The 13,368-nt window shown below is 41.2% G+C and carries 14 protein-coding genes; 9 read left to right on the top strand and 5 right to left on the bottom strand.

Annotation, left to right across the window (positions count from 1 at the left end; translation table 11 throughout):
- Positions 1 to 157: 157 nt before the first annotated feature.
- Complete coding sequence (locus ACK4HU_RS16840) at positions 158 to 868, bottom strand: glycosyltransferase family 2 protein (protein WP_409808717.1); 711 nt, start codon at positions 866 to 868, stop codon at positions 158 to 160.
- 225 nt (positions 869 to 1,093) lie between these two features.
- The gene (locus ACK4HU_RS16835) at positions 1,094 to 2,296 is read right to left on the bottom strand and encodes a pyridoxal phosphate-dependent aminotransferase (RefSeq protein WP_409808715.1); all 1,203 of its coding nucleotides are present in this window, start codon (positions 2,294 to 2,296) and stop codon (positions 1,094 to 1,096) included.
- 191 nt (positions 2,297 to 2,487) lie between these two features.
- Between ACK4HU_RS16835 and ACK4HU_RS16830 the strand changes: the two genes are divergently transcribed.
- Entirely contained in the window at positions 2,488 to 3,396 is a 909-nt protein-coding gene (locus ACK4HU_RS16830) for a toxin-antitoxin system YwqK family antitoxin (protein ID WP_409808713.1), read from the top strand.
- Here the strand turns inward: ACK4HU_RS16830 and ACK4HU_RS16825 are convergent.
- The gene (locus ACK4HU_RS16825; protein ID WP_409808711.1) at positions 3,393 to 3,749 is read right to left on the bottom strand and encodes a YraN family protein; all 357 of its coding nucleotides are present in this window, start codon (positions 3,747 to 3,749) and stop codon (positions 3,393 to 3,395) included. The genes ACK4HU_RS16830 and ACK4HU_RS16825 overlap by 4 nt on opposite strands.
- A gap of 81 nt (positions 3,750 to 3,830) precedes the next feature.
- Between ACK4HU_RS16825 and lipB the strand changes: the two genes are divergently transcribed.
- The 6 genes from lipB to ACK4HU_RS16795 all read left to right on the top strand — a co-directional run bounded on the left by lipB (position 3,831) and on the right by ACK4HU_RS16795 (position 9,695).
- Entirely contained in the window at positions 3,831 to 4,547 is a 717-nt protein-coding gene (gene lipB, locus ACK4HU_RS16820; protein ID WP_409808709.1) for a lipoyl(octanoyl) transferase LipB, read from the top strand.
- A 149-nt stretch (positions 4,548 to 4,696) separates the two neighbouring features.
- Positions 4,697 to 5,098, top strand: coding sequence for a hypothetical protein (locus ACK4HU_RS16815; protein WP_409808707.1), 402 nt, complete (start codon positions 4,697 to 4,699; stop codon positions 5,096 to 5,098).
- An 11-nt stretch (positions 5,099 to 5,109) separates the two neighbouring features.
- Positions 5,110 to 5,862 (top strand): 3'-5' exonuclease, encoded by a 753-nt coding sequence (locus ACK4HU_RS16810; protein ID WP_409808705.1) that lies wholly within the window; start codon positions 5,110 to 5,112, stop codon positions 5,860 to 5,862.
- A gap of 49 nt (positions 5,863 to 5,911) precedes the next feature.
- The gene (rnr, locus tag ACK4HU_RS16805; protein ID WP_409808703.1) at positions 5,912 to 8,113 is read left to right on the top strand and encodes a ribonuclease R; all 2,202 of its coding nucleotides are present in this window, start codon (positions 5,912 to 5,914) and stop codon (positions 8,111 to 8,113) included.
- Complete coding sequence (locus tag ACK4HU_RS16800; protein WP_409808701.1) at positions 8,076 to 9,062, top strand: polyprenyl synthetase family protein; 987 nt, start codon at positions 8,076 to 8,078, stop codon at positions 9,060 to 9,062. The genes rnr and ACK4HU_RS16800 overlap by 38 nt, the downstream gene beginning before the upstream one ends.
- 3 nt (positions 9,063 to 9,065) lie before the next feature.
- On the top strand, positions 9,066 to 9,695 hold the full coding sequence (locus ACK4HU_RS16795; RefSeq protein ID WP_409808699.1) for a rhomboid family intramembrane serine protease: 630 nt from the start codon (positions 9,066 to 9,068) through the stop codon (positions 9,693 to 9,695).
- 46 nt (positions 9,696 to 9,741) lie between these two features.
- On the opposite strand, the gene ACK4HU_RS16790 is transcribed toward ACK4HU_RS16795, so the two are convergent.
- The gene (locus ACK4HU_RS16790) at positions 9,742 to 10,875 is read right to left on the bottom strand and encodes an ATP-binding protein (RefSeq protein WP_409808697.1); all 1,134 of its coding nucleotides are present in this window, start codon (positions 10,873 to 10,875) and stop codon (positions 9,742 to 9,744) included.
- 469 nt (positions 10,876 to 11,344) lie between these two features.
- On the opposite strand from ACK4HU_RS16790, the gene ACK4HU_RS16785 reads away from it, so the two are divergent.
- On the top strand, positions 11,345 to 12,475 hold the full coding sequence (locus ACK4HU_RS16785; RefSeq protein ID WP_409808695.1) for an ATP-binding protein: 1,131 nt from the start codon (positions 11,345 to 11,347) through the stop codon (positions 12,473 to 12,475).
- Between the two features lie 166 nt (positions 12,476 to 12,641).
- Here the strand turns inward: ACK4HU_RS16785 and ACK4HU_RS16780 are convergent, their stop codons facing one another.
- On the bottom strand, positions 12,642 to 12,890 hold the full coding sequence (locus tag ACK4HU_RS16780; RefSeq protein WP_409808693.1) for a helix-turn-helix domain-containing protein: 249 nt from the start codon (positions 12,888 to 12,890) through the stop codon (positions 12,642 to 12,644).
- Positions 12,891 to 13,028: 138 nt separating this feature from the next.
- Between ACK4HU_RS16780 and ACK4HU_RS16775 the strand changes: the two genes are divergently transcribed.
- Entirely contained in the window at positions 13,029 to 13,337 is a 309-nt protein-coding gene (locus ACK4HU_RS16775; protein ID WP_409808691.1) for a hypothetical protein, read from the top strand.
- Positions 13,338 to 13,368: the final 31 nt, after the last annotated feature.

Genomic DNA, 13,368 nt, shown 5'->3' with positions numbered 1-13,368 from the left:
TTTTCGCCGCAATCAGAACAATGGAATTTCTGCCTCAAAATGAGATTTTATTTTGCCTTTCGAAAGAAAGGAATCAACCTCTGCAAAGGCTCTCTAAAAATCTTCTCGAAGTTGGTCTGAGCCATCCAACACCTTTCTCAATTGGGGCAAGGTGTACTCAGATCTTATCCAGTCCCTTCCAGAATTTCAAGAAATAATATTTCAGCGGATTGGAGTATTTCAACTGCTTCCAAGGCCGACTCGCATGCGGTCGATGCCAAACTGGCGCATTCATCAAAACGGTATTTTCAAATCCCAGCTCGATAGACTTTTTTGAAATAAAAGTGTCGTACCAATCTTTTGCCTCGTCTAGCCCTGTGAAATCATAGCTTTTCAAAAAATCCAAAGTGAATAATGTACAGCAAAAACTCAGGCTTCGTTGAGTTTGAATCACGGATTCTTTTACGCCTTTGAATTTCAAATAAGGGAAATTCACCACGCCAGCTTCATCCACAGTCACTGATCCAACTAGACCGTATTTTGCATTTTTCCCTTGTTCACTAAGCAAACTTGAAATCGTGTCAGGCTTCACGACTACATCTGATTCGACTACCAAAAGCGGCACCCCTACTTCCAACGCCATCTTCTGGGCAATCTGCAAGACCAGCTTATAGTTAGGCGAAGGGTGATCCGTAAGGTCTTCGATGTGAATCAATTCGTAGCCGATTTTGGATTTATTTTCCTCCAGACTGGTTTTCGTTTCAACCGAGCTGAAATCATTGAAAATCATATGTCGCACTGAAATATCAGAGGCAGAAATAGCTTTTGCAGTATCCAGTGTAGTTTCAATCGAATTTTTCACCGGAGTGATTACAAGTACTTCAGCCATGATTTATGATTTTCGCCAAAATTAATCCTTTCTGCCAAGGCAAGAAAAGGCTGTCTAGAAGATGTACAGTTGTCAGCCTGAGCACCTGACCAACGAGAGTTGGGTAGCACGAAGGCAATGTAAATTGATTTTACAACATTTCGACTTCCCGCCACGGCGGGCAAGCTGCTCAATGTGACAAACGACATAAATTAGACAGCCTAAATTCTAATCTAATAGAAAGAATTAAACAAGTTCGCCCAATGCCTTTTTGATTCTTTTCATCGCCTCCACCAACTCTTCATCAGAGGCTGCATAGGACAATCTGATACAATTCGGTGCTCCAAATGCCTCACCTGTCACCAAGGAAACATTTGCGATTGCTAAAAGGTAAAGACAAAGGTCATCTGCAGTTTTCACTTCATATCCATGTGCTGACTTTCCGAAGAATGAACTTACATCCGGGAAAAAATAAAATGCGCCTTCAGGGATATGCGTTTTGACTCCAGGAATATCCTGAATCAAGCCCAAAACCAAATTTCTCCTTCTCAAATAGGCTTCTGCCATTGCTTTCGAAGGAGCTTGATCCCCAGAAATTCCCGCCAATGCTGCACGTTGAGCAATACCTGTTCCACCTGAGGTGAATTGACCTTGGATTTTTTCGCAGGCTTTTGCGATTTCTAAGGGAGCGCAAATATATCCTACTCTCCAACCCGTCATTGCATAGCCTTTGGAAAATCCATTGACAGTAATCGTTCTTTCGAACATCCCCGGGAATGAAGCAATGCTGTAATTTCTCCCAACAAAATTGATCAATTCATAAATCTCATCTGCAATGACCATCATGGTCGGATGCTTTTTCACCACTTCAGCTATGGCTTCCAATTCCTCCTTGGAAAAAACTGAACCGGTAGGATTGCATGGTGAGGAATAAATAACAGCTTTGGTTTTCGAAGTCACAGCTGCTTCAAGTTGAGCCGCTGTAGCTTTGAAATTATTCTCCAAAGTACCTTCGATAAGAATCGGGACTCCTCCAGCTAGCTTGATGATCTCTGCATAACTCACCCAATACGGAGAAAAAATCACGACTTCATCGCCTTCGTTGATCAGGCACATGAACACGTTGGCAATCGAATGCTTCGCACCGGTGGACACTACAATATTTTCAGCTTTTGCAGAAATGATTTCATTTTCCTCGCGAAGCTTCTTAGCGATTGCTTCTCTCAGATCTTGGTAACCTGCCACGGGCGAATAGGAAAAGTATTTTCCTTCATCAATTGCTGCTTTGGCGGCATCCTGAATATGCTGAGGAGTCTTAAAATCCGGCTCGCCCAAGCTCAGGCTGATGATGTCAATACCTTGAGATTTCAGTTCCCGGGCTTTTTTCGCCATGGCCAGGGTGGCTGACTCTTCCATATTCAAGACTCGATCTGATAGAATAGAATTCATTTTTTGTGTGATTTTTTTACAAATTCCTCAAAAATAGACAGAAGATTATAAAATCTAAACAATACTCAGGAATTGATCATGAAATCGAGCAGGAAGTGAGTGACACACAATAAAAATGATTCTTGCCAATGCGAAGATTCCACCTGCCGGCCGGCCGGCAGGTGTGACAGATAAAAAACAATTATAATCACATGAATTGTTATTTTTGGATAAAATACTCGACCAATTCTGTCGTTTTTATCGCTATGAGCAGGAGATTATCTGTTTTTCTAATTTTATTCTTCATTTCAGGCAAGTTTGCTTTCGGTCAAAAGAAAGATTCTGAGAAAAAGTCCGATCCAGATTCTACCGGCGTAGTCAATTCTGCCCTCCTTCCGACTATGGCACCCTTACTGCTTTTTAATGAAGAGAAAGAAAAAGAAGCTAAAAAAGAAAAAAAGAAGAAAGCGCGAAAAAATATCTGGTTTGGTATCAAAACACAGCGAGGTTTTACCCGCCGAGAATTGCGGGGACAATCCTACTATGAATACTTCCACTACACTGATGCAGATCGAAATCCCGATCCATATATTCGGGATGTCTATTGGTATGATTCCAAAGAAAGAGCTATCAAAACCTCAGGATACACACGTGGAACCGGATATCTGCTGCATGGTCCATATGAGCGAATAGTAAACGAGACGGTCGTGGAAAGCGGGATGTTCTACTATGGCACCAAGCACAAAACTTGGATGCTTTTTGATGACAAAAACGTCTTGCAAGACAAAAATCATTATTCTGAAGGTTGGCCCAGGGAATCGCGAATCTCCTACTATAATCAAGCTTCAAAATCGATTGAGGAGATCATTCCTATCCAGTACAGTTCAGCAGAAGGAAACTATTTTTACTTTCATGAAGATCAACAAATCGCTGTAACTGGGGAATACAAGTACGGTGAAAAAGTAGGCTTATGGACTGAATATTGGGACACAAATAATAAGAAAGCAATCCGAAAACGAGAGATTCAATATCAGGAACAGCCTTACACAAAAAATTTCCGTCCCTTCATTCGTGCCGAATGGGATAAGGACGGAAATCTCATTTACCGAAAAGATATTTAGTAAAATGCGTCTTCGAAGTGTCTGAAATTTACATTCCCACTTCGATCCCTGTAAACGCCAACAATGTCAAAACGGATGTCTTTGTGCCAATCTTTTTCATAGATGTAATTGTCCGCAGCCTTTACCAACAGCTTCTTTTTGGTAGAATCCACAAATTCTTCCGCATAGCCAAAACCTGTTCCCGATCGGAATTTGACCTCGATAAAAATCAGCAACCCATTGAATTTCATGATCAGATCAATTTCGGCGTGCTTATGTCTGTAATTGGTATCGAGTAGCTCGTAGCCTTTGCTAACCAACCAGTCTGCGGCGAGTTGTTCGGCCAGTCTACCTGTATCATTGTGTTCAGCCATGATATATTTGATTAATTTTGAAAAATCGAAGAACGCTCCAGCCTTTCCGGCTGTTAAAAGTGAGTTCCGAAAGGAAATCAGATGAACGAAAATATCAATAAAACCGTAAAATTCCGAGATCTCGGCCACATGGATTACCAAGAGGCTTGGGATTTTCAAGAGTCAATATTTGCAGAAACGGTAGCGCTCAAGATAAAAAACCGGAGTCTGCTTTCCTCCGAACAGATTCCCACACCTAATTATCTGTTTTTTGTGGAGCATCCGCATGTATATACTTTGGGAAAAAGTGGCAAACCTGAAAATCTCCTTTTAGACGAATCAGGATTGGAAAAGCATCAAGCTACCTATTACAAAATAAATCGGGGTGGTGACATCACCTATCACGGTCCGGGGCAATTGGTAGGTTATCCGATTTTGGATCTCGACAATTTCTTCACTGACATCCACAAGTATCTCAGATTGCTAGAGGAAGCTATTATTTTGACTTTGGCGGATTACGCAGTGGTAGCAGGGAGAATAGATGGATTAACTGGCGTTTGGCTCGATCATATCACAAAGGAAAATCCACGGAAGATCTGCGCTATGGGTGTAAAGTCCAGTCGATGGGTGACGATGCATGGTTTTGCTTTTAACCTAAATGTCGATCTCAGCTACTTCGGTCATATCATCCCCTGCGGAATCGACGATAAAGCAGTCACTTCGCTACATTTGGAATTGGGAAGACCAGTGGATGAAACTGAAGCAAAAGAAAGAGTGAAGAGGCATCTTGCCGATTTATTCGAAATGGAGATAATTTAAAAGCAATATGATTTGCAAAATAAATTGAGACATACTTTTCGCTAGCCTGCTGGAGGTAGGAAATAAATAGAGATATGCTGCGCGCCTGCCTACCGGAGACAGGAGACAGTCAGAGATAGAATAAGAAGGTCTCTTTTAAAAATATAAGAATGAAACAAGACATTGATTTTTCTCCGGTGACTGGAGTGAAGCTAGCCATTGCAAAAAGTGAATCATCCACAGGCATCGAGTGGAACGTCTACATTATTAATCTCAATTTAATCGAATTGACGACTATCATGATCACTTCCAAAGGTTATGGAATCCTCGATGGCGAAAAAAGACAGACTTCCACGCTCCGTCACATGATCGAGGAACTTGGGCCAGAATCAATTGCTAAAGTAGAATCCATTGATCCCGCTGTCTTTAATCTGACTAATGAATTTTGGGTGAGTTATTATATTCTGGATCAGATTTTTGACAAAAAGTTTATCTTTACTCCAGGCAGTTTTGATCCTGCGCACCTCCGGAAAATCTCTGAACTCGGATTGGAGGGAATACTTCACTCCTAAATTTTAACCGAATGGCGGACTTTTTTGATCATCTCAGCGATATTTTGTTTTTGGATATTGAAACAGCCTCTCAAACTGAAAAATTTGATGAGTTGGATTCAAGACTTCAGGAGGAATGGATAAAAAAAGAACGTCTGATCCGGCTAGAGAATCCTGCTGAAGTCGCACCGGGATCTTTGTATTTTGATCGGGCAGGAATTCATGCTGAATTTGGTCAAGTCATTTGCGTGGGAGTTGGCTTTTTCCAGACCAAAAAGAAAGATAAAAAGCTAATCTTCCGATCCAAGATATTTGGTGATTCCGATGAGCGGGAACTTCTTTTATCCCTGAATGATTTACTAAACAAGAAAAAGTGGGTGCTCTGTGCGCACAACGGAAAGGAATTTGATTTCCCTTACTTATGCAGGCGAATGCTAATCCAAGGTATACCTCTTCCCGAACCGCTGCAGATTGCTGGAAGAAAACCTTGGGAGGTCCGTCACTTGGATACCATGGAACTATGGAAATTCGGTGACTACAAGCATTACACCCGCCTGGAGCTTTTAGCGGCAGTTTTTGGAATACCGACATCGAAAGACGGAATCGATGGAAGTCAGGTCAACAGCGCATTTTATCATGAAAATGACCTCGAAAAAATCAAAAAATACTGCTTGCGCGACGTAGAAGTAACTGCCCGCATCTATATGGCAATGCATCCACAACTCGATGAATTGAACATTGAAATTGTTCATTCAGAAGAATCAAAAAAAGATCACAAAGATTAATGTCTAAGGCATCAAAATCTTTTTTACCTTATTAAAAACAACCCAAATCATGGGAAGAAAACCAGATAGAAAAAACACAACTAATAAAACTAGAAGACCATCTGACGATGCAGCAAACTTAGCTCGTCGAATTCTCCAGTTTTTAGACTCCAACTATGGAGAAGAATTCAACTCCAAACAGATCACCAAGAAACTTGAGGTTCGGGACTCCCTCCAAAAAGGGGGTGTAGACCCGATTCTTCAGCAATTGGTAGAATCAGGAGCAGTATCCAGAAATTCACGAAATTATTTCAGCTCCACCAAAGATCCTTCCTTCATAACAGGAAGGGTTGACTTCGTAAATCCTCGATTTGCCTTTATCATTCCCGACAACCCAGAAGTTGCGGAGGGAGATATTTTGGTGAAAGAAGCCGACCTCAAGCAAGCGCTTGACGGAGACAAAGTCCGAGTCATGCTTTTTCCTTTGAAGGGAAAAACAGGCAGAACCGAAGGCCGTGTCCTCGAAATCGTGGAACGAAGCCGAGATGAATTCGTAGGCCGAGTGGAAATTTCTCCTCGCTTTGCCTTCGTGGTCCCCGATTTCAAAAAAATGCACAAAGACATCTTCGTGCATCGGAACGACCTGATGGACGCAGAACACAACGAAAAGGTCATCGTCAAACTGACCGAATGGCGGGAAGATGATAAAAATCCTACCGGAAAAGTTATCCGGGTTTTGGGAAAAGCAGGACTGCACGAAGTGGAAATTCACTCCATCATGGCAGAATTCGGACTTCCATTTGAATACCCTCAGGAGCCGGAAGCCGAAGCAAATGAAATATCCGACAAGATCACTGAGAAGGAGATCAAAGCTCGTAAGGACTTCAGAGGTGTCACCACATTCACCATTGATCCTGCGGATGCTAAGGATTTTGACGATGCGATTTCTTATCGGGAATTAGAAAATGGAAACTTGGAAGTTGGTGTACACATCGCGGATGTGGCACATTATGTCAAGCCGAAGACTGCCTTGGAAAAAGAAGCCTACAATCGCGCCACGTCGGTTTACCTCGTAGATCGGACAATTCCTATGTTACCTGAGCGACTCAGCAATGGTCTTTGTTCACTTCGACCAAATGAGGACAAATTGACTTTTGCCTGTGTGTTTGAATTAGATCGAAATGCCAATGTCTTAAAACATTGGATCGGGAGAACTGTCATCAATTCAGATCGAAGATTTGCCTATGAAGATGCCCAAGAGTGCATTGATACACAATCAGGAGACTTCTATAAAGAAATAACTCTGCTGAATGACTTAGCGAAAAAGGTCAGAAAGAAGCGATTTGATCAGGGAGCGGTAAATTTTGAAACCGTAGAAGTTAAGTTCAAATTGGACGAAGCCGGTAAACCACTTGGACTTTTTGTAAAAGAACGAAAGGACATCCACAAGATGATCGAAGAGTTTATGCTCTTGGCAAATAAGTATGTGGCTGAGTTTATTTTCAAGAAAAATAATGGGATGGATACCTTTGTGTACCGAACCCACGATAGTCCGGATATAGATCGATTGGAGACCTTCTCCGGTTTTGCAAAGCGCTTTGGTCACATGATGGACGTGACAAACGTGCAAAAGATCTCCACTGCACTCAATAAACTGATGGACGAAATTCAGGGTAAACCTGAGCAAAACGTCTTGGAACAATTGGCAATCCGAAGTATGGCCAAAGCCAAATACACCACCGAACCGAAAGGTCACTTTGGGTTGGCATTTGCACATTATACCCACTTCACCTCACCGATTCGTCGCTATCCTGATATGATGGTTCACCGACTTTTGGAACATTACCTTGAGGGTGGCAAATCTCCTGAAGCTGAGTCTTGGGAGCAAAAGTGCCTTCATTCGTCAGAGCGTGAGAAACGAGCTGCCGATGCCGAACGTGCCTCCATCAAATACAAGCAGGTGGAATTCATGTCTCTTGCGGAGCAAAAGGATTACGATGGTATTGTCGCCGGCGTGACTGAGTGGGGTGTTTTCGTGGAAATCACAGAAACCAAATGCGAGGGAATGATCCGTGTCCAGGATATGGATGACGATTACTATGAATTTGACCAGAGAAATATGCGACTGGTTGGGAGCAAAAATAAAAAAATGATCACTTTGGGAGACAAAGTAATGGTTCGTGTAGTTAAGACCGACATTGACCGTAGAACAATAGATTTGGAATTTGCAGATAATGACAGAAAAAAGCCTCGCTCACGCCCTTTTAACTAAGCTTGAGGATCATATTACCTCCCACAGTTACGGAGAATCACCCCGGGAACTTTACGAACCCATCACCTACATCATGAGCCTTGGAGGGAAGCGGATCAGACCGCTTCTCTCGCTTTTGGCTTATGGTCTTTATGGCAAAAATCCTGAGGAAATTCTAAGTCAGGCAGCCGCAGTCGAAGTGTTTCACAATTTCACCCTGATGCATGATGACATCATGGATCAAGCTCCACTTCGGCGGGGAAAGGCAACTGTTCATGAAAAATGGAATGCTAACATAGCGATTCTTTCAGGTGACGTGATGCTGGTACGGGCGTATGATTTGCTTTTGGGAACAGACCCAAAGCTTCTCCCTGAAGTAATTCGACTTTTCAACAAAACTGCTGCTGAAGTTTGCGAAGGACAGCAGTTTGATATGAATTTCGAAGCCTATGACACAGTACATGAAGACGAGTACCTCAATATGATTCGTCTCAAAACGGCCGTTCTGTTAGGTTTTGCATTGCAACTCGGAGCTATTCTAGCGGGAGCAGAAAAAGGTGATTCGGATAAACTTTATGAATTCGGAGTAGATATTGGAGTCGGTTTTCAGCTCAAGGATGATTTGCTGGATGTATTTGCCGATCAGGCAAAATTCGGAAAGCAAATTGGTGGAGATATCATATCAAATAAAAAGACATTCCTCTTGATCAAAGCTTTGGAACTCGCGAAAGGAAAAGATGCTGAGGAATTGAATCATTGGCTTTCGCTCAAGGAATTTGACAAAGGAGAAAAAGTAGCTGCTGTTAGTGCACTTTATGAAAAATTGGGAATCAAATCCCTCACAGAGGCCAAAATGAAGTCCTATTTCGATGCGGGATTTGCGCAGCTGGAATCCATTCATTCCACTAATCCTGAATACTACCAAGCACTCTATTCCATCACTCAAGATCTGATACACAGGGAGAAATAAGCCATGGAATTATCGCTGACAGTAATAATTATCGCAATCACTGCGATCACGAGCATCCTTGCATTTAATCGGCCGGAAATGATGGATCGATGGATGTTTATGCCCTATCGGATTAAGAATCGTAACCAATGGGACCGCTTTGTCCTTTCGGGTTTCATCCACAAGGATTACATGCACTTGCTTTTCAATATGTTTACCTTTTACTTCTTTGGTGGCGTGGTTGAAATGTTCCTGAGATATAAGTTTGGAGTTGTCCTGGGAGGAGTATTGTTTGTGGCTTTTTACATTTTGGGTATAATAATTTCGGATTTACCCACCTACAAAAAGCATCAGGATGACAGCTACTATCGAGCTTTAGGTGCATCCGGGGGAACGGCCGCTACTGTTTTTGCAAGTATTATAATAATGCCGCTTTCAGACATTTGCTTTTTTGGAATTATTTGTCTGCCGGGGTTCATCCTTGGCGTTCTTTTCCTGATTTATTCCTATGTCAAAGGAAAGCAAGGTTCGGACAACATCAATCACGATGCCCACCTCTACGGGGCTATTTTCGGGATTATTTTCATTTTGATTCTTTCCCCTTCAAGTGCTATGATGTTTGTGGAGCAGATTAAGGGGTTCAGGCTTTTTTAGAAAAATACGATTAATCAATTTCGTATTTCCTGACCCTATTTGATTTCTAAAATAATCCTACAAAGTCTCTGAAATTATCTTTGGAAATCACCTTAAAATCAGCTGGATAAATTTCCAAAAAAACAGTTGGCTTCTTGACTTTGGCATTAGGATTCCATTTGAATTCAAATGCAGAAATCCGTCCATCTGCCTCCTCCAAATAATCAATTTCCTGCTGCTGCTTGGTTCGCCAAAAGAAGGTATTGGCATAAGCCGAATGGTAATGATTTCGCTTTAATCGCTCCGTGATCAAAAAATTTTCCCACAACGCGCCGATATCATTTCGAAATTCGAAGGGGTTGAAGTTCTGAATCAACGCGTTTCGGATTCCATTATCGTAAAAATAGATTTTCCGGTTTGTCTTTATTTCATTCCGAAGATTGCGGCTAAAGGAATATAGTGGATAAATGATGCAGGATAGCTCCAGTAGCCGGATATAGCTCGAAACGGTGTTTTTGTCCACTCCGGTCAGCTGAGCCAATTCATTGTAGCTGACCTCAGAGCCGAGTTGGAAAGCCAAAGCTTGCAGAATTTTTTCCAAGACCTCAGGCTTTTTAACAGATGCAAAAGAGAGAATATCCTTAAACAGAAAACTCTGCGTGATTTCATTCAGAATACCCCGCTCTTCTCCACGATGATTGATGACATCCGGATAAAAGCCATAAATTAGGCGATTCTCCAAATCCCGCAAAGCATCCAGATACCCGACCGACTGCTCATATTCTTCATAGGAAATAGGATAAAGAAAAAACTCAAACTTTCTTCCCGTAAGTGGCTCATGAGTAGTATTTCTGAGTTCAAATGCAGAAGAACCACTGAGAATTAATTGCACCTCTTTGAATTGATCATGGATAATCTTAGCCGTGATCCCAATATTCTCAATCCGTTGGGCTTCGTCGATAAAAACAATTTTGGCACCTCCGATCAAGGTTTCGATTTGCTTGGTATTGGGATTGGTCAATTGCTGCCTAACCAAAGGATCATCTCCATCCAGAAACAAAAACTCCCTCTCCTTCAAGATCTCCTGTACCATGGTAGTCTTCCCAACTTGTCTTGCTCCAATCAGTACGATGGTCTTTCCTTTAAATAGTTTTGCAGAAACCTTTTCTTTAAGTATTCTTTGGATCCTATTTTCATTCATTCACCAAAAATAATTCTTTTTGGTGAATCAATTCACCAAAAGTTATACTTTTTGGTGAGTTAAACTGTCATAGAACCTAAGGTGAATCGATATGAATCTAGGCACCCACTTATGCGGAGCAATTTTTGGGATTGTGTTTAATCTGATTCTTTCTCCATCGAATGCAGGGATGTTTGTGGAGCAGATTAAGGATTTTAGGTTGTTTTGAAAAAGAAAGACCTGACAGGTTTACTGAGTCATTTTTTGATCATCTTCCCGAGCATTTCTTTCAGGTGCTTTGCTTCTATTTCGACCTCAACTAGTTTTTTTTTGGAAAGGGTCAAACGACTGCTCGTTTGGCTAGTCTGCGGTGGTTTAGACTGCTGGAATCCCCGTGAAAGCCGAATATTTAGATTGTAATCAAAATTTTAGGCCTTTTTATTGGATTGTAATCGAAAAATTAAGCATTTTTGAATTCCAATTTACAGAAATGATCAAACGCAAACTATCAGAAAAGCTAATCCAAAGCTGTTTCAAAGGTAAAGTAATCATCCTTTTGGGAGCTCGGCAGGTCGGCAAGACCACCTTATTGAAAGAATTAGTAAAAGAGATCAATTCACCTTATACCTGGTTCAACGCAGATGAAGCAGATATTTTGGAAGCTTTTACTTCTGCGGTGACAAGTACCCAATTGATATACCTGATTGGTACAGATTCGAGATTAGTGATCATTGATGAAGCCCAACAAATTCCTGATATCGGGAAGAAACTAAAGCTGATTTATGATAATCGACCTGACATTCAGCTTATTGTGACAGGTTCCTCTGCATTTGATCTTCAAGATCAAACTTCAGAGCCACTTACTGGCAGGAAGAGAACCTTTCATCTCTATCCAATTAGTTATTTGGAAACAGAGAATCTCACTTCTGCTTTGGAGGCCAAACGATTGTTGCAAACTCGTCTCATTTTTGGATTTTATCCTGATGTAATCAATAACCCAGGAAACGAAAAAGAACTTCTGATCGAAATAGCCCAAAGCTATCTCTACAAAGATGTACTGAGGTTGGACGGCATCCGCAAACCAAGCCATCTGGAAAAACTATTAAAAGCTCTGGCATTTCAAGTGGGCAGTGAGGTAAGCTATAATGAATTAGCCCAAATCATCGGAAACATTGATACCGCAACCGTGGAGAAGTATCTGGATTTATTAGAGAAGGCCTTCGTCATTTTCAAACTTCCTGCCTTCAACCGGAATTTGAGAAATGAAATCAAAAAAGGGAAGAAATATTACTTCTACGACAATGGCATTCGTAACGTGCTGATCAATAATTTCATCTTTCCGGAGATGAGGATGGATAAAGGTGCCCTGTGGGAAAATTTCCTGATCTCAGAGCGGTTGAAAGCTAATTCCTATGCTGGAAGGTTTGTCAACAGCTACTTTTGGCGGACACATGATCAGGCTGAGATTGACTACCTTGAGGAAAATGATGGAATTCTCCATGCATTTGAATTGAAATGGAAAGAACAAAAGGTCAGATTTCCAGCCTCCTTCCTGGAGTCCTATCCCAATCATCTGACCGATGTGGTAAGTCGGGGTACATTTGAGGGATTTGTCAGATGAATACAGTGAAAGCCTAGGATTCCGGTTTGGTAGCACAGGATTCTTCTAACAGTTCGGATTGATTTGCAGATTTGGCTACATGATTTGAAAAAAAAAGACCTTCCAGGTTTTTGAAACCTGGAAGGTCTGAACTATCATTTTTTAATCATCTTCCCGAGCATTTCTTTCAGCTGTTGTAGTTCTTTTTTTGCTTCAGATAGGTTTCGGGGGTGGACAAATGTATCCCATTGTCGGAAAGCAATTTTAGCATATCCACCCCGTATATATCCCCCAACATAGCTAGTTGAACCACGGAAGGCTGGGTTTTTCCACTTTCCATATTGGACAAGATCTTTTGCGAAACGCCCAAAAACTCCGCTACTTCATGCTGACTCATTCTTTTGAATTCTCTTGCTTTTTTTGAGATGATGGCCAAGTTCCACGGGTTAAAAGATTAATTGGCTTAGTAAAAATTTACTGAATTTTAGTAAAAACGGTATAGTCTTTTCAGATAGTATTGTCCAATTTTATCCAATCGTTTTAGTTTACAAAATAGTAGTCCACTTTTTATTTCATGTCAATGGATAATTATTTGATGGTTTGCAAGAACTTACTCAGATCGCTGGAAGTCCCTTTTATTCAATATTTTCTGAAAGAAAAATTGCTCACGCATCCGGAGCCTGAGAGTTTACTATCTATCTCGGATATCCTGACCAAATACAAGGTGGAAAGCCTTGAGCTTCAAATCGGAGAAGACAAATTGGATCATTTGCCTTTGTTATTAGTTATTCCTTTGATGAAAACATTGCACAAACAGCTCAAGGCCGTAGAGTTAATTGAAATTAATCAATTGAGGAAATTTTCATCAAATCTTTCATTCTGAAAAAACTTGCAAAATTCAGACAATTTATCTT

It is taken from the genome of Algoriphagus sp. (genome assembly GCF_046296635.1).
Lineage (GTDB): Bacteria > Bacteroidota > Bacteroidia > Cytophagales > Cyclobacteriaceae > Algoriphagus.
Note: the sequence above shows the minus strand (reverse complement) of the source record. Positions and strands in the feature narration are given on the sequence as shown.

Bases quoted from the DNA above. Each gene is read 5' to 3' on its own strand.
- ACK4HU_RS16825 (WP_409808711.1), bottom strand. From the start codon at position 3,749: ATGGCTGAACACAATGATACAGGTAGACTGGCCGAACAACTCGCCGCA.
- ACK4HU_RS16835 (WP_409808715.1), bottom strand. From the start codon at position 2,296: ATGAATTCTATTCTATCAGATCGAGTCTTGAATATGGAAGAGTCAGCC.
- ACK4HU_RS16840 (WP_409808717.1), bottom strand. From the start codon at position 868: ATGGCTGAAGTACTTGTAATCACTCCGGTGAAAAATTCGATTGAAACT.
- ACK4HU_RS16790 (WP_409808697.1), bottom strand. From the start codon at position 10,875: ATGAATGAAAATAGGATCCAAAGAATACTTAAAGAAAAGGTTTCTGCA.
- rnr (WP_409808703.1), top strand. From the start codon at position 5,912: ATGGGAAGAAAACCAGATAGAAAAAACACAACTAATAAAACTAGAAGA.
- ACK4HU_RS16795 (WP_409808699.1), top strand. From the start codon at position 9,066: ATGGAATTATCGCTGACAGTAATAATTATCGCAATCACTGCGATCACG.
- ACK4HU_RS16775 (WP_409808691.1), top strand. From the start codon at position 13,029: ATGTCAATGGATAATTATTTGATGGTTTGCAAGAACTTACTCAGATCG.
- lipB (WP_409808709.1), top strand. From the start codon at position 3,831: ATGAACGAAAATATCAATAAAACCGTAAAATTCCGAGATCTCGGCCAC.
- ACK4HU_RS16785 (WP_409808695.1), top strand. From the start codon at position 11,345: ATGATCAAACGCAAACTATCAGAAAAGCTAATCCAAAGCTGTTTCAAA.
- ACK4HU_RS16800 (WP_409808701.1), top strand. From the start codon at position 8,076: ATGACAGAAAAAAGCCTCGCTCACGCCCTTTTAACTAAGCTTGAGGAT.
- ACK4HU_RS16810 (WP_409808705.1), top strand. From the start codon at position 5,110: ATGGCGGACTTTTTTGATCATCTCAGCGATATTTTGTTTTTGGATATT.
- ACK4HU_RS16830 (WP_409808713.1), top strand. From the start codon at position 2,488: ATGAATTGTTATTTTTGGATAAAATACTCGACCAATTCTGTCGTTTTT.
- ACK4HU_RS16815 (WP_409808707.1), top strand. From the start codon at position 4,697: ATGAAACAAGACATTGATTTTTCTCCGGTGACTGGAGTGAAGCTAGCC.